Origin of the sequence: Acinetobacter sp. 148 (assembly GCF_031196675.1) — a bacterium.
GTDB lineage: Bacteria > Pseudomonadota > Gammaproteobacteria > Pseudomonadales > Moraxellaceae > Acinetobacter > Acinetobacter baumannii.
Genome location: NZ_JAVIMT010000038.1, coordinates 20,136 through 36,339 on the forward strand (window position 1 = coordinate 20,136; position 16,204 = coordinate 36,339).

A 16,204-nucleotide genomic window follows, 5' to 3' on the forward strand; every position below is an offset into this window, starting at 1 on the left:
ATAAAACATTGTTTTTTTATTATTTAAAATCAATATATTAAATTAAATATAGTTACATAAAAAGCACATGGTTACAGTCCAGTTACTTGGACAAGATTGACGGTAAATGATTTTGCTCTAGACTGAAAGTTGTAACAAAACATTTATAAAATCGTTTTTAGAGGGGAGAGATTCCATGAAAAAACTAGCAATTGCATCAGCTCTTTTATCTGCGCTTGCAGTAAGTGGCGCAGCAAACGCTTACCAAGCTGAAGTTGGTGGTTCTTACAATTATCTTGATCCAGATAATGGCAGCAGCGTAAGCAAATTCGGTGTTGATGGGACTTATTATTTCAACCCTGTTCAAACACGTAATGCACCGCTTGCAGAAGCAGCATTCTTAAACCGTGCAAGTAACGTTAACGCGCATGTTAACTATGGTGATAACAGCGGCACAAAAGACACTCAATATGGCGTAGGCGTTGAGTACTTCGTTCCGAACTCTGACTTTTACCTTAGCGGTGATGTAGGCAGAAACGAACGTGAAATCGACAACACTAATATCGACAGCAAAGTGACTACTTATGCTGCAGAAGTAGGTTATTTACCAGCTCCTGGTTTATTACTTGCTCTAGGTGTTAAAGGTTACGACGAGAAAGACGGTAAAGACGGTGCAGATCCTACCGTTCGTGCGAAGTATGTAACTCAAGTTGGTCAACATGACGTAAACCTTGAAGCTTATGGTGCGTTTGGTGACCTTGACGAATATAAAGTTCGTGGTGACTACTACATCGATAAAACTTTAAGTTTAGGTGTGGACTACTATAACAACGACTTAACTGATAAAGATGAATTTGGTATCAATGCTAAAAAATTCTTAAATCAGCAAGTTAGTGTTGAAGGTCGTGTTGGATTCGGTGATAACGACAACACTTATGGTGTTCGTGCAGCATACCGCTTCTAATCTAACCTAGATTAAATAAATCCGCTCAATTGAGCGGATTTTTTTATTGATTTAAATGCACAATGCGTAGCTGTAAGCTCACATTACCATTAAAGACATTACGGTCTATTTCATAAACCAAATGCACATGGTCACGCATCGGATCAAACTCGAAGCGACCTGCCGCATTAAAAGCAATAGCATCGAAACTATATTGGTCTATCGCTAATCTAAGCTTTAAATGTGTCTCTTTGAGCCAACGAAAATCGATAACTTTAAAATATCCTTCAAATTGAGGCAGTGGAAATTTTTGTCCCCACGGACCTAATTGCTCAATCCAGTTTAAGGTATCTAATTGCAAAGCAGAGACAGGTAGCTCACCATCGGTCCATAATGTCGCTTGAAAGATTGATTCATCCATAGCAGCTACACAATCATTAAATACGGTTTTAAAAGCTTCAAAGTTTTCTTTACGAATCGTTAAGCCTGCCGCTGCCGCATGTCCACCAAAATGACTCACCAGCTCAGGATGTTGTTCGGCAACTTGTTCAATGGTATCTCGAATATGCACCCCATCAATGGAACGTGCTGAGCCTTTAATATGAATACCATCTTCATCTGGGGCAAACACAATCGTTGGGCGATGAAACTGTTCTTTTAAACGTCCCGCGACAATCCCGATTACACCTTGGTGCCAGTTTTCTTCAAACAGAACAAGCGCCGCGGGAATATCTTGTTGTGAGAGTTGTAAACTGTCTAAAGCAGATAAAGCTTGTTGCTTCATCTCCCCTTCAATTTGACGGCGATCGATATTTAACTGATTTAATTGCTGAGCAATGGGGTATGCAGTTTCCATCGTGTCAGCTAATAAACACTCGATCCCAATACGCATACTCTCCATACGTCCAGCAGCATTAATGCGCGGTCCGAGCACAAAACCTAAATCTTGAGCACGTATTGAAGTAGCTTCCCGACCAGCGATATCAAGTAAGGCTAAGATTCCCACTCGACACTGATGTTGCTGAATGCGTTTTACACCTGCATTGACAAAAATACGGTTGTTATAATCTAGGACAGCAACATCAGCATAAGTTCCTAAAGCGACCAAATCTAAATATTGGGTAACTTTACTTGTGCTTTTACCTTGTCTATTGCGTAGGCTCGCCAAATTGGCAAGTACATAAAAAGCAACGCCAACACCTGCCAATGCTTTACTTGGAAACTCACAGCCTAATTGATTTGGATTAACAACTGCTTCTGCAAGTGGTGTTTCTTTAGTCGTTAAGTGATGATCGGTAATAATCACTTGCATGCCTAGGGCATGTGCTGCATCAACACCAGCATGGCTAGAAATTCCATTATCAACCGTAATTAATAGATCGGGTTGATAGGTGTGATGAGCAAGCTCAGCAATGGCAGGAGTAAGTCCATAGCCATATTTAAAACGGTCCGGTACCAGATAGTCGACTTGTGCTCCCATATCGCGAAGCACGAGCATCATTAAAGCAGTGCTGGTTGCACCATCAGCATCATAGTCCCCCACAATAACTATTTTTTTCTGCTCATCGATGGCTTGATCCATTAATGCTACAGCTGCGTCCAACCCCTTGAGTTCAGGAGCCAATAAATTCTTAAGCTTTAACTCTAGTTCTTGCTCGGATTGTACGCCCCGTCTTGCCAAAATTTCGGCAATAAACGGAGGCACGCCCTGAAACTGTTCAGGGCGTGTCAATAAAGGTCTTTGTTTAATTTGTATTTTTGTCATTTAAGGCATCAGTCGGTGCAACGTCCATTGACCGTCGATTTTTTCATAACTCAAGCGGTCATGTAAACGATTTGGTCGCCCTTGCCAGAACTCATAATAATCCGGCTGTAGACGATATCCGCCCCAGAACTCCGGCTTATCGAGTACTTCACGGCTTTGAACTTGTTGTTGCAAGTCTTGAAAACGCTGTTGTAACAACTCGCGACTTTCGATTTTGCCACTTTGGGGGGTACTGATATGAGCTGCAATCTGGCTATCACGTGGACGTTTATGATAGTAGTCTGTAGATTCCTGTTCAGGAATTTTTACAACATGCCCACCTACTCGTACCTGACGCTCTAGACTTGGCCAATAAAATAACAATTCAGCATATGGATTTTCTGCCAAATCTATACCTTTTTGACTGTCATAGTTGGTATAGAAATCATAACCTGCTTCTGTCGCACCGCGTAACAACACAGTTCTGACATGCGGACGACCACTAGCACTCGCAGTTGCTAATGACATTGCATACGGTTCATGCAAGTTAGCTGCTAAAGCATGATTAAACCAACCTAGAAATTGCTCGTGGGGATTGCTAGCAACTTGAGTCTCGTACAACTCACCTTGTTCATAGCTTAAGCGCAATTCACTTAAGTCTTTAATGACATCACTCATGCCATACACCTTATGCGACTTGTGCCTGTGAACGAACTGCATTTGCTAAATGTTCAGCTAAAGTTTTCACTTCTTGCTCGTTATCACCTTCAACCATGACACGAATGACTGGCTCAGTTCCAGACTTACGAATTAAAATACGTCCACGTCCTTTGAGCTGCTCTTCAGCTTTATTGAACTCAGCAACTAATGCAGGAATAGAATATGGATCAAGCATTTGTTCCAAACGTACATTTACAAGAACCTGTGGGTACAGTTTAAAGCCGTTAACCAATTCGTGCAGCGCTTTGTTCTGCTCAACCATCACGGTTAACACTTGTAATGCTGCAATAATCGCATCACCTGTTGTGCTCTTGTCTAAAGTCAGAATATGACCAGAAGGCTCACCACCTGTTACCCATCCGTTTTCTTCTAGGGCTTGTAACACATAACGGTCACCGACTTTTGCACGGACAAAGCCAACATTTGCTTTTTCAAGTGCCACTTCAAGTGCCATGTTACTCATTACCGTACCAACAACACCTGCTGGCTTGTTTTTTGCCTGAGTCGCTAAAATATATAAGATGTGGTCACCGTCAATTAAGTTACCGAACTTATCAACCATCACTACACGGTCAGCATCACCATCAAAGGCAATACCTAAGTCAGCCCCATGTTCCACAACCGCTTTTTGTAAGCTCTCTGGATGAGTTGAACCACAGTTTTCATTAATATTTAAACCATCTGGCTCATTGTATAAAGCGACAACTTTAGCGCCGAGTTCACGGAAAACCGAAGGGCCAACGCTGTAAGCAGCGCCGTGAGCACAATCCACAACAATTTTTAAATTATTTAAATCAAAATGATATGGGAATGTAGATTTACAAAATTCGATATAACGACCATTTGCATCGGTCACACGAACACTTTTACCTAAGTTTGCAGTGTCTTCGATAAATAAATCTTTTTCTAATTCTTTATTAATTTCTTCCTGCAATGAATCTGGTAATTTTTTACCTTCACTTGAGAAGAACTTAATCCCGTTATCAAAATATGGGTTATGTGATGCAGAAATAACAATCCCTGCATGTGCATGTAAGGCACGGGTAAGATGTGCAATTGCCGGTGTCGGTAATGGTCCAAGTAAGTGAACATATACACCAGCAGCATTTAATCCCGCCTGCAAAGCAGACTCTAAAATATAACCGGATAAACGAGTATCTTTTCCTAATACAACAAGTGGTTTATTTTTCGGACTCGTTCGTTTTAATACCTTCCCTGCAGCAAAACCGAGTTTTAAAGCAAACTCTGGCGTAATCGGCATTTGCCCAAATTTTCCACGAATACCATCCGTTCCAAAATAACTCATAGCTTATCTCATTTTTACGCCACTTCAGCCGTGGCTCATTTCATATATGGCTATTCCGCCATATCTCTTTTCATCGGATTTACTTTACACCAAAAACAAAAAGCCGTCAGTGTACTGACGGCTTTCTTGATTGTTTTGGTTACCAAAATCTAACCAACACGATAGTTCGGAGCTTCTTTAGTAATCGTTACATCATGAACATGTGACTCAGACATGCCTGCTGAAGTAATTTTCACAAATTTCGCATTTTGGCGAAGATCTTCAATCACAGCTGAACCTGTATAACCCATCGATGAACGTAAACCACCCATCATTTGATGAACGATGTTACCCATTGGGCCTTTATATGGAACGCGGCCTTCGATTCCTTCTGGTACTAACTTCTCAGCACCCGCTTTTGAATCTTGGAAATAACGGTCAGCAGAACCAGTTGCTCCCGCCATTGCACCTAATGAACCCATACCACGATATGCTTTGTAGTAACGACCTTGGAAAAACTCAACTTCGCCCGGCGCTTCTTCAGTACCTGCAAGTAATGAACCAACCATGATCGTACTTGCACCCGCACCGATCGCTTTTGCCATATCGCCAGAGAAGCGGATACCGCCATCTGCAATTAAAGGAATTTGATCTTTTAATGCGCTAGCAACGCTGTCAATTGCAGAAATTTGTGGCATACCGATACCAGCCACAATACGTGTAGTACAGATAGAACCAGGGCCAATACCCACTTTTACAGCATCTGCACCTGCATCTAATAATGCTAATGCAGCATCACCAGTTGCAATGTTGCCACCAATCACTTGTACTTGAGGGAAGTTTTGTTTCACCCAACGTACACGTTCAATTACACCAGCAGAGTGGCCATGTGCTGTATCAACAACAATGACGTCAACACCAGCTTCAACCAATGCTTCCACACGACTTGGTGTATCAGCACCTGTACCTACCGCAGCGCCAACACGTAAACGACCAAGATCATCTTTACAACTGTTTGGATAGCTCTCGGCTTTGCGGAAGTCGGTTACTGTAATTAAGCCTTTAAGTTCGTTGCTCTCGCCAACGACCAAGACTTTTTCAATACGGTGTTTTTGCAATAATGCTTGAATATTTTCTTTAGACTCGCCTTCACGTACAGTGACTAAACGATCTTGGCCTGTCATGATGTTGCTAACAGGTTGTTCTAAGTTGGTTTCAAAACGCGTATCACGGCCTGTCACAATACCAACAACCTTGCCGTCTTTAACAACAGGTACACCACTAATGTTATTAGCAGAGGTAATTGCAATCAGTTCACGTACTGTAGTTTCAGGGCTTACAGTGATAGGGTCTTTCACCATACCCGCTTCGAATTTTTTCACACGGCGTACTTCTGCAGCTTGAGCAGCAATATCCATGTTTTTGTGCAAAATCCCGATACCGCCATTTTGCGCCATTGCAATCGCCATACGTGACTCAGTCACTGTATCCATTGCAGCTGAAACTAATGGGATATTTAAATAAATGCCGCGAGTTAAACGTGTCTTTAGAGAGACATCTTTTGGGAGAACAGTAGAGTAGGCAGGAAGTAATAAGACATCATCGAAGGTTAGCGCTTCTTGAACGATGGTCAGCATAACAATCTCACTGGTAAATTCCGTGAGCTATTATAAACAAATTTCGATGCAATTTTCATATTATCTTTGCCTTTTTCAGCAATAGATATTCGCCTACTCTAAATATTTCCCACTTATTATTGTGTTAGCTTATATTTAACTCACCTGATCATAGTCGTGATCATTCTCTGAATCTGCCGGGCTAACTTGAATAAGAGGAATAAGCTGGTGCGCTAAACGAGCTTTATTACACTGCTCATCAGCAATCTGCACTTCTCTACAGGTAGAACTACGCACTGCATAGATGGAACAACCCACCTCTTTACCAATTTCACCCGTCAAAGCCTGACATCGGGGCTCAAGCTGATTAGTTCCACGCATACATGAATAGACAGGTGTCAAAGGTTCAACTAGATGTTCTTCCATTAACTCGGCCTCAGCCCAGTAAAATGAAACCCGAAAATGTGCACAACATGCCCCACAACGTAGGCATTCATCTGGAGTCGCAACTTGAGATAACATTTTTATTCAAATTCTCGTCATCAAAAATTTTTCTGCGACGCGAAATCCTAAAAAAATTTCAAATTGGACTCAATATGTCGAATATTATTTTTTATGTTGGACAGCTAAAAATTTGTTCTGTCATTAAATCTACACCGCATGGCAATGTTTCAATCCAGTCTAAAAACTGATTAATCATCTCTTTACCAATAAATGGACTACCGTGCTGAGGGACAATCATTTCAATATCCATCTGACGGACCATGTTGACCCATAAGCGAATGACTTTATTTGAACACATATAACGTTGATGAAAAGCTTTCATTTTCATCACGTGGCTATCAAAATCTTTTAGAGGCTGACTTGCATCATCTACAATGGATGCCCCCATATCACCAGAAAATAAAATTTTAGCAACGGGATCATAAAACTGAAAATTACCCACCGAATGTAGGAAATGCGCTGGAATAATTACAAGTTTCGATTCACCTAATTGAATCACTTGACCACGATCAGGCAGCTCAATCAAACGGTCTTCCCAATTCCCTTTCATACGCTCACTCATAAATGATGAATTTAAGTGAGGTAAAAACCTTGCCCATAATCTTGAGGCCACCACTTTAGCATCGGTATAAACCAACCAGCGGGGCATTGAGGTGATAATGTCTGGATCCTGATGCGAAGCCATCACATAATCAAGATTTTTAAGGCGCGTATATTTATTAAGTTCCATTGTCAGCGGAACATAGGTCAAATCACCACCCGGGTCGATCACGGCAGCACGCTCATGATCAATAATTAAAAATTGATTGGCTTGTATGCCTTCCCCTTTGACCAAACTGGTAAAACTAATACATTTGTGTACGCCATTATCAAATAATATCTGTGATGTTGTTTTTTCAAACCCCATAAAATTCCCCAAAAAAACTTTAAATATTAGATATTTTTATTTCCATAATAAAATAATGGGATTCAATAACTCATGCAATGAATTACTCTATTTTTCTCATAATATTTTAAAATTGATTTTGCTTTTCTTATTTTATAAATGAATCATAATGTTATTTAAAATTAAACTGCAATAAATTAAAATAATTCTCATTATCAAATTTACTTTTTGTGCTGTTTAGGCCTCCCATGACTCAACGCTTTGCTTTTTCAACTTCAAAAACTTTGTTAGCAGTTGCTATTTTTACTTCAATGACAACAAGTCATGCTGAAGAAACGGCAGAACAGCAAAATTCAACCAATGTGTTACCCACTATTTCTATTCAAGCACAAAAAGAAAATCCCACTTCTTATGTCGCAACAAAAGCAAACTCAGCTTTAAAATCAGATGCACCTCTATTTAAAACTGCTCAATCAGTTTCTGTCGTCACCCGTGAACAACTTGACCAAAAACAAGCAAGAACTCTTACGGATGCGCTTGAAGGGGTCGCAGGTGTAGAAGCTGGGAAACTTGGTCGCCGCGGTTGGGATGATTTCATTATCCGTGGGCAAACTTCTTCTGATTCGGTTTATGTCGATGGTTTAAGAATTGGCCAAAGTTCTCCTACCCCTTCTGTAGCTGCTGAAATTTCGGGAATGGATCAGGTACAAATTTTAAAAGGTCCTGCTTCTATTAATTTCGGTTTAGTTGCTCCGGGTGGTATGGTCAATTTAGTGACTAAAAGACCGGAAGCAGAAAGCTTTGCACGTGCTAGCATGACTTATGGTAGTTACAGCCTTAAAGAAGGAACATTCGATTTAAACTACAGCCCAAACAATAGCGAAAAAGGTGCTTTCCGTTTAAATGGACGTATCTCTGATCAAGATGATCCAACCGATTATGTTTATTTTAAAAATTTTTATATCTCGCCTTCTTATAATTTTGACCTCGGTGATAACACTGACCTCTCTGTAATCGCAAGCTATCAACACCGCGAATATATTCGTCAGCAAGGTTTACCTGTAATTGGTACATTAAAAGACAACCCTAATGGACCTATAGATCGTAGTTTATATATTGGCGACCCTAATTTCGGTAAATATGAGGCAGATGTTTATCGCACTGGTTATACGTTTAAACATACTTTTGATAATGGCTGGAACTTTAACCAGAATTTTGCCGTACAAAAAACCGAAATGGATGGCAAAGCAGTCTTTGCTCGTACAGGTAGTAACTTTTGGGCAAAAGATAAACAAGGTGAAATTGATTACACGACTATCAGCCGTAAAAATAACAGCCGACACCAAGTTATTGATAACTTAAGCTTCGCCATCGATAACCGTTTAAATAAACAGTTTGATCTATATGGCATGCAGCACGACATTAATATTGGAGTCGATGCTTTTCAGGAAAAAAGTGATTACACCAATGATAAATATGATATTGGCGATTTAAATATCTATAACCCTGTCTATGGTCAGAACGTGACATTGAAGCAAAATGTACGTGATATCAACCGTCTCAAATATCTGGGGCTTTATTTACGCGACCGTATTCAGCTTAATGATCAATTACTTTTAAGCTTATCAGGACGTCAAGATTGGGCACAAACCCAAACTACAAGTTTAGTAACTGGCAATGCGAGTAAACAATCAGATAATGCATTTACGGGCAGTGCTTCTGTCATGTATACCCTCAATGACATTGTGGCACCTTATGTGAGCTACGCTACTTCATTTACCCCAAATAGTGGTACTGATGTAAATAGCAACCCATTTAAGCCAGAAAAAGGAAAACAGGTTGAGGTCGGGATGAAATTACAAAGTCCGGATCAACGAATTCAAGGTGCTATCGCTTGGTATGATCTAAAACGTCAGAATGTTTTGGTTACTGATACTGCGAATAGTGGCTATAAAGTACAACGTGGTGAACAGTTAACTCGCGGTATTGAAACTGAACTTAGTGCAGAAATTTTAAAAGGTTTAAAATTAACGGCTGCATATACCTACACAATTGATGCAGAAATTAGTAAAGATGCAAATGCAAGCAATGTAGGGAAAGCGCTCGACAATATTCCTGAACACGCTTATAGCTTGTCAGCTCGTTACAAATTTGATCCATCATCAAAACTTGGTTGGTATGTAGGTGGTGGTTTCCGAGGTGAAACTTATAAAACTGTTGATGGTTTAGATGTGCATATTCCGGGCTATACAGTATTTGATACCGAAGCTGGCTATGAGGCTGAGCGTTGGGGTGCTCAACTTGCGATCCGTAATCTATTTGATAAAGATTATTATGCGGGTGCTCTCAACGAAAATTTGGTAACACTCGGCAATCCACGCCAAATTAACTTTACTGTGAAATTTAATTATTAATACTCGTTAGAAAAAACGCACTCTTAATGAGTGCGTTTTTATATAAGCTTAAAATCATTTAAAAGAAGTAATGCTGTACGAGCGTAGAAACACCTACAATGAAGAAAATAGCAGCACCAATTTTATGAATGAGCGCAATAGACAAACGTTCAGCCAACTTATTGCCAATAAATACAGCAGGTGCGTTGGCAATCATCATTCCTAAAGTTGTGCCTAACATTACCCAGAAAATGCTGTCATAACGTGCAGCTAAAGCGACTGTTGCAATTTGAGTCTTATCGCCAATTTCCGCCAAGAAAAATAAAATAAAGGTTGCGCCAAAAACGCCAAACTTTTGCCATTTATTAATACTCGCTGTTTCATCATCAAGCTCATCTGGAATAAGCATCCAGAACGCCATACCAATGAAACCAACTGCAAGTACCCAGACTAAAATTTCAGGGCTTAAAACTGTTGTAATCCACTGCCCAAGCACAGCAGAAATACCATGGTTAATTAAAGTTGCTAAAAGAATCGCGATTAAAATAGGGATTGGCTTACGAAAACGAGCAGATAATAAAAGTGCCAACAATTGAGTTTTATCGCCCATTTCAGCGAGGGCAACAATCGAGGTAGAAATCAGAAATTCTTGCATGTCGGTTCTCTGGCTAGCATAAATGCCTATGACCTACCCCTCCTGCTAGCCAAATATCATAAAATGATTGCAGAGTGGTAAATCAAAGGTCTTGCCAACTCAGGAACGATGAGACGTTTAAGCTATGATGACCATGTTCTGTTGAACAATTATGTTGACCATCACCTATTCACATTTGCTGTGAATAGCGGCTACTCCCCAATGAGGTATGGGCTTATTATATTCGACTAAATCTATTTTTCAAATATTCAGGCAAAAAATTTTACCCATGTCCACACGAATAAACGGGCTATTCCTAACAGCACTGCAAAACAAGCACTTATACTGATAAAACCAATATGGCTGCTACTTGTTCCAGTTTGATATTCAAGGGGTAAAATCAGAGTAGCGACAAACACTTCAATCCCCATGACAACATAAGTCATCCACTCCCAAGGGAAGTGCAAAATACTGACCCATATTCCCATCAATAAAAATACAACCAACAACAAGGGCAACATAATTTTCAGAAAACCCAACATTTACTATTTCTCCTTTACGTAATAACGAGAAATGTCTCCTCAATCTCGATAAATCCTGCTTAATCTGTAGATTAACCTAAAATTAAGTCAAATAGACATTAAAACAAAACCCCGCCGAAGCGAGGTTTTAGTATGTTCTTTCAAAGCATTAGATTAATAAAGTACGAATATCTTTAAGAAGTTTCGTAAGTTTATTTGTAAAGCGCGCTGCATCCGCACCATTAATTACACGGTGATCATAAGACAATGACAATGGCAACATTAAGCGTGGATCAAAGTCTTTACCATTCCATACAGGCTGCATCGTTGCAGGTGAAATACCCAAAATTGCAACTTGTGGCCAGTTAACTAGTGGCGTAAATGCTGTACCGCCAATTGAGCCCAAGCTTGTGATCGTGAAGTTAGCACCTTGTAAATCTTTCGGTGTTAATTTCTTATCACGCGCTTTTTTACTCAACTCACCTAATTCAACAGCAATTTGCTTAATTGATTTTTGGTCAGGATTACGTAGTACAGGTACTGTCAAACCATCTGGAGTCGCAACCGCAATACCCATATGGATTTCATTACGGAGCAATACAGATTTCTGATCATCTGCTAAGTGACCCGCAAAATAAGGCTCTTCTTTCAACAAGTGAGCTACTGCTTTTGCAATAAATGCTAAAATTGTTAGGCTCACACCTTGTTTCTTAAAGCCGTCTTTCAACTCACCACGCCAAGCTTCTAGCTCAGTAATATCCGCAAGGTCAAACTGAGTTACTTGTGGAATGTAGTTGTTTAAAGACAACTGCGGTACAGAAACTTGCTGTAAACGCGTCATTGGTTTCACTTCACCGCCACCAAAAGCAGTAAAGTCAGGTAATGACGGCAATCCAGCCGGAGCAGCAGTAGCTTGAGCCACTGGTGCAGCTTGCGGCGCAGTTAAACGGCTCTTCACATAAGCAAAGATATCTTCTTTAACAACACGGCCATGCTCACCAGAAGTTTTAACTTGTGACAAGATCACACCAAGTTCACGAGCCAGCTTACGAACAGCAGGACCAGCATACACTTTAGCGTTTTCTGCTTCTTGCTCTTTCGTTAACTTATCAGTACCAGATGTAGGCGCCGCAGGTGCAGACTGAGTTGCAACAGGAGCGGCTGCTTTAGATGCTGCTGCCTGTGGAGCTGGGGCTGCTTCTGTTTTTGCCGCTGGTGCAGCAGCAGGTGCTTGGCCTTCAGCTTCAATTGTTGCAAGCAATACACCTTGTGAAACTTGTTGGCCTGCTTGCAAGTGAATTGCTTTTACAACACCAGCAACGGTACTTGGAACTTCCACAGTTGCTTTATCTGACTCAACAACAACAAGGCTTTGGTCTACATCAACTTTATCGCCAACTTGAACCAAGATTTCAGCAACAACAGCTTTGTCTACACCCAAGTCAGGAACATTGATATCAACTGAACCAGACTGAGCTGGAACCGCTGCCACAGTTTCTTGCTTTGCAGCAACCGGTTCTGCTACCGCAGCTGGAGCTGGTGTAGTAGTAGGAGCTTCTGCTTGCGCATTAGATGCAGCTGCTGTTTTCACTTGAATAAGAACAACACCTTCTTTAACGGTATCGCCTTCTTTCACTTGAATACTTTCTACAGTACCAGCAACACTACTTGGAACTTCTACAGTCGCTTTATCCGACTCTACAACCACAATACTTTGTTCAACATCGATCTGGTCACCCACTTTAACGAGGATTTCACCAACCAATGCTTTTTCAACACCGATGTCAGGTACAGTCACTTCAACAGTTGCAGTTGATGTAGCAGCAGGTTGAGCTGAAGCCTGAGTTTGTTGCGCCGGTGCTGGAGCAGCTGGCTTTTCAGCCGCAGGAGCTGGTGTTGGTTCCGGTGCTGCTTGTGCCGCACCTTCTGCTTCGATCTCAATCAAAGCAACACCTTCAGTCACATCATCACCTTGATTAATCAAGATACTTTTTACGACACCTGCTGAAGTGCTAGGCACTTCAACAGTTGCTTTATCCGACTCAAGCACAACGATACTGTCGTCAACTTCAACACGGTCGCCAACTTTTACTAAAATTTCAGCGACGTTTGCTTTATCTACACCAATATCAGGGGTCTTAATTTGCATGCTTAGTTCCCCTCACCTGTTTGCGTTTCATTGTATTCAGCAACTGGCTGAACTTCCGGATGTGCTTGCGGCGCCCATGCAACCGGACGATCAGTATCTAGCTCAAAGTTAGAAATTGCATCTTTCACTAAACGTGCGTCTACTTCACCTTCGTCAGCTAATTTTTTCAAGGTAGCAACAACGATGTGCGCAGCATCAACACCAAAGAAACTACGTAAGTTCGCACGTGTATCTGAACGGCCGTAACCATCTGTACCCAATGCAACAAATGGGCGACCATCTGGAAGATACGCACGGATTTGCTCACTGTAAGCACGCATATGGTCGGTAGCAGAAACTACGATACCTTCCGTACCACGTAATTGTTTAGATACCCAAGATTCTTTAACTTCTTCAGCAAGTGGGTGTAGGCGGTTGTATTCTTCACATGCCATACCATCACGTGCCAATTCATTGAAGCTTGTTACACTCCAAACGTTTGAATGGATTTGGTATTCATCACGTAAGATTTTCGCAGCTTTAATCACTTCGCGAAGGATTACACCTGAACCAAGTAACTGAACAGTTGCTTTTTCATCTTTCTCGAATAAATACATACCACGTTTAATACCTTCTTCAACGCCTTCTGGCATTGCAGGATGCTCGTAGTTTTCATTCATTACAGTTAAGTAATAGAACACACGCTCTTGATTCACATACATACGTTGTAAACCGTCATGTACGATGACAGCCAACTCATAACCAAAACATGGGTCATAAGATACGCAGTTTGGAATCGTGTTCGCCAAGATGTGAGAATGACCGTCTTGGTGCTGTAAGCCTTCACCGTTCAATGTTGTACGACCCGCAGTCGCACCTAACAAGAAACCTTGAGCTTGTGCATCACCCGCAGCCCATGCAATATCACCAATACGTTGGAAACCAAACATTGAGTAGTACATGTACATTGGAATCATTGGCAAGTTATTGGTTGAATAACTTGTCGCTAACGCAGCCCATGCACTCATCGCACCTGCTTCGTTAATCCCTTCTTGTAACATGTGACCGTCTTTTGCTTCACGGTAATGCATTAACTGCTCTTGGTCTTCCGGTGTATATTTTTGACCGTGAGCGGCATAAATACCAAGCTGACGGAACATACCCTCTAAACCAAAAGTACGTGCTTCATCTGGAACGATTGGCACTACGCGGTCTTTAATTGCTTTTTCTTTAAGTAAAGCAGCAATTAAACGAACCATCACCATAGTGGTTGATTGCTCTTTGCCACCCGAACCTTTCAACACTGCATCAAATACAGATAAATCAGGAATCGCTAAAGATTCACTCTCACGACGACGTGCAGGTAAGTAACCACCTAACGCTTCACGACGCGCTTTCATATATTTCATTTCTGGAGAGTTTTCACTTGGGCGATAGAATGGAAGCTCTTCTAATTGCTCATCTGTGAATGGAAGATTGAAACGGTCACGTACATATCTTAAAGAGTCAATTTGCATCTTTTTGATTTGGTGAGTTTTGTTTACCGCTTCAATTTCTTCAGATAAACCGTAACCTTTAATGGTTTTCGCCAAGATTACTGTTGGTTGACCTTTTGCCTTCATCGCTTCTGCATACGCAGCAAAAACTTTGTAAGGGTCATGACCACCACGGTTAAGATTATCGATATCTTCATCGCTTAAATCTTTTACAAGTTCCGCAGCTTCTGGGTACTTACCAAAGAATTTTTCGCGTGTATATGCACCGCCTTTTACTTGGTAACGCTGATAGTCACCATCAACAGCTTCTTCCATACGTGCTTTTAATGCGCCGCTTGTGTCTTTAGCTAGTAATGGATCCCAATGACGACCCCATACTACTTTAATGACACGCCAGCCTGCGCCACGGAAGATTGATTCAAGTTCTTGAATAATTTTACCGTTACCACGTACAGGACCATCTAGACGCTGTAAGTTACAGTTAACTACCCAAATTAAGTTATCAAGCTTCTCACGACCAGCAAGTGAGATCGCGCCTAAGCTTTCTGGCTCATCCATCTCACCATCGCCGAGATATGCCCAAACTTTACGATCTTCTTCTTTGATCAAGCCACGGTTCATCAAATATTTTTGAATGTGCGCTTGATAAATCGACATGATTGGACCAAGACCCATTGATACAGTTGGGAATTGCCAATAGTCTGGCATTAAATATGGATGTGGATAGCTTGGTAAACCGTTACCGCCAACTTCACGGCGGAAATTACTTAACTGTTCTTCAGTTAAACGTCCTTCAAGGAATGAACGTGCATAAATACCAGGAGCACAGTGTCCTTGGTAATAAATCATATCTCCGCCAAAGTTATCACTGTTAGCGCGGAAGAAATGGTTAAAACCTACGTCATATAATGTTGCACTTGATGCGAAGCTCGCCAAGTGACCACCTAAATCATCACCTGTTTTATTCGCGCGAAGTACCATTGCTAAGGCATTCCAACGAATCAATGCACGAATACGGCGTTCCATATCTTGGTCGCCTGGCATTGCAGGTTGCTCTTCAACAGAAATTGTATTTAAGTAAGGTGTATTGAGACGTTGAATTGGAACATGCTTAGCAATTGCTTGTTGGTAAAGTTTTTCCAACAAGAATGCCGCTCGCTCAGTTCCCATGTGTTGTAAAACTGAATCGAATGCATCTTGCCATTCTTGGGTTTCTTGTGCGTCGGAGTCACCGTAAAACGCCATAATTCACCTGTTCCTTGTTCTCTAATCTACTTTGTATTTTTACCACGTTTTACCCCTTTCAAGTTATTGCCACGGGTGAATGTGGGGGGGGCCTATTATTTTCTGAATGA

General features: G+C 41.1%; 12 protein-coding genes and 1 riboswitch. Of the genes, 2 read left to right on the forward strand and 10 right to left on the reverse strand.

The window, feature by feature from the left end; all coding sequences use genetic code 11:
* Positions 1–175: 175 nt before the first annotated feature.
* Entirely contained in the window at positions 176–943 is a 768-nt protein-coding gene (locus tag RFX69_RS06295; RefSeq protein ID WP_000731728.1) for a putative porin, read from the forward strand.
* Positions 944–986: 43 nt separating this feature from the next.
* Here the strand turns inward: RFX69_RS06295 and recJ are convergent, their stop codons facing one another.
* The 6 genes from recJ to RFX69_RS06325 form a co-directional block, all read right to left on the reverse strand.
* Entirely contained in the window at positions 987–2,687 is a 1,701-nt protein-coding gene (gene recJ / locus RFX69_RS06300; protein ID WP_289332973.1) for a single-stranded-DNA-specific exonuclease RecJ, read from the reverse strand.
* The gene (gene pdxH, locus RFX69_RS06305; protein ID WP_001286115.1) at positions 2,688–3,344 is read right to left on the reverse strand and encodes a pyridoxamine 5'-phosphate oxidase; all 657 of its coding nucleotides are present in this window, start codon (positions 3,342–3,344) and stop codon (positions 2,688–2,690) included.
* Between the two features lie 10 nt (positions 3,345–3,354).
* The gene (gene glmM / locus RFX69_RS06310) at positions 3,355–4,692 is read right to left on the reverse strand and encodes a phosphoglucosamine mutase (RefSeq protein ID WP_000119870.1); all 1,338 of its coding nucleotides are present in this window, start codon (positions 4,690–4,692) and stop codon (positions 3,355–3,357) included.
* Between the two features lie 149 nt (positions 4,693–4,841).
* Positions 4,842–6,308, reverse strand: coding sequence for an IMP dehydrogenase (gene guaB, locus RFX69_RS06315; RefSeq protein WP_000956023.1), 1,467 nt, complete (start codon positions 6,306–6,308; stop codon positions 4,842–4,844).
* Between the two features lie 135 nt (positions 6,309–6,443).
* Positions 6,444–6,809, reverse strand: coding sequence for a YkgJ family cysteine cluster protein (locus RFX69_RS06320; RefSeq protein WP_000952247.1), 366 nt, complete (start codon positions 6,807–6,809; stop codon positions 6,444–6,446).
* A 91-nt stretch (positions 6,810–6,900) separates the two neighbouring features.
* Positions 6,901–7,698, reverse strand: a complete 798-nt coding sequence (locus tag RFX69_RS06325) for an MBL fold metallo-hydrolase (protein ID WP_000505326.1) — start codon at positions 7,696–7,698, stop codon at positions 6,901–6,903.
* A gap of 227 nt (positions 7,699–7,925) precedes the next feature.
* Between RFX69_RS06325 and RFX69_RS06330 the strand changes: the two genes are divergently transcribed.
* A complete protein-coding gene (locus RFX69_RS06330; RefSeq protein WP_289332972.1) occupies positions 7,926–10,091 on the forward strand; it encodes a TonB-dependent siderophore receptor in 2,166 nt (721 codons plus the stop codon).
* Between the two features lie 58 nt (positions 10,092–10,149).
* Here the strand turns inward: RFX69_RS06330 and RFX69_RS06335 are convergent, their stop codons facing one another.
* From RFX69_RS06335 to aceE, 4 genes are all read right to left on the reverse strand, one after another.
* On the reverse strand, positions 10,150–10,725 hold the full coding sequence (locus RFX69_RS06335) for a TMEM165/GDT1 family protein (protein ID WP_001154984.1): 576 nt from the start codon (positions 10,723–10,725) through the stop codon (positions 10,150–10,152).
* Between the two features lie 15 nt (positions 10,726–10,740).
* Positions 10,741–10,937, reverse strand: a riboswitch (yybP-ykoY riboswitch).
* Between the two features lie 36 nt (positions 10,938–10,973).
* On the reverse strand, positions 10,974–11,246 hold the full coding sequence (locus tag RFX69_RS06340) for a hypothetical protein (RefSeq protein WP_000900285.1): 273 nt from the start codon (positions 11,244–11,246) through the stop codon (positions 10,974–10,976).
* Positions 11,247–11,394: 148 nt separating this feature from the next.
* Positions 11,395–13,374 (reverse strand): 2-oxo acid dehydrogenase subunit E2, encoded by a 1,980-nt coding sequence (locus RFX69_RS06345; RefSeq protein ID WP_199970470.1) that lies wholly within the window; start codon positions 13,372–13,374, stop codon positions 11,395–11,397.
* 2 nt (positions 13,375–13,376) lie between these two features.
* A complete protein-coding gene (gene aceE / locus RFX69_RS06350) occupies positions 13,377–16,094 on the reverse strand; it encodes a pyruvate dehydrogenase (acetyl-transferring), homodimeric type (RefSeq protein ID WP_000896433.1) in 2,718 nt (905 codons plus the stop codon).
* Positions 16,095–16,204: the final 110 nt, after the last annotated feature.

Excerpts from the sequence above, each read along its gene's own strand:
- RFX69_RS06295 (WP_000731728.1), top strand. The coding sequence starts at position 176 with ATGAAAAAACTAGCAATTGCATCAGCTCTTTTATCTGCGCTTGCAGTA.
- recJ (WP_289332973.1), bottom strand. The coding sequence starts at position 2,687 with ATGACAAAAATACAAATTAAACAAAGACCTTTATTGACACGCCCTGAA.
- pdxH (WP_001286115.1), bottom strand. The coding sequence starts at position 3,344 with ATGAGTGATGTCATTAAAGACTTAAGTGAATTGCGCTTAAGCTATGAA.
- glmM (WP_000119870.1), bottom strand. The coding sequence starts at position 4,692 with ATGAGTTATTTTGGAACGGATGGTATTCGTGGAAAATTTGGGCAAATG.
- guaB (WP_000956023.1), bottom strand. The coding sequence starts at position 6,308 with ATGCTGACCATCGTTCAAGAAGCGCTAACCTTCGATGATGTCTTATTA.
- RFX69_RS06320 (WP_000952247.1), bottom strand. The coding sequence starts at position 6,809 with ATGTTATCTCAAGTTGCGACTCCAGATGAATGCCTACGTTGTGGGGCA.
- RFX69_RS06325 (WP_000505326.1), bottom strand. The coding sequence starts at position 7,698 with ATGGGGTTTGAAAAAACAACATCACAGATATTATTTGATAATGGCGTA.
- RFX69_RS06330 (WP_289332972.1), top strand. The coding sequence starts at position 7,926 with ATGACTCAACGCTTTGCTTTTTCAACTTCAAAAACTTTGTTAGCAGTT.
- RFX69_RS06335 (WP_001154984.1), bottom strand. The coding sequence starts at position 10,725 with ATGCAAGAATTTCTGATTTCTACCTCGATTGTTGCCCTCGCTGAAATG.
- RFX69_RS06340 (WP_000900285.1), bottom strand. The coding sequence starts at position 11,246 with ATGTTGGGTTTTCTGAAAATTATGTTGCCCTTGTTGTTGGTTGTATTT.
- RFX69_RS06345 (WP_199970470.1), bottom strand. The coding sequence starts at position 13,374 with ATGCAAATTAAGACCCCTGATATTGGTGTAGATAAAGCAAACGTCGCT.
- aceE (WP_000896433.1), bottom strand. The coding sequence starts at position 16,094 with ATGGCGTTTTACGGTGACTCCGACGCACAAGAAACCCAAGAATGGCAA.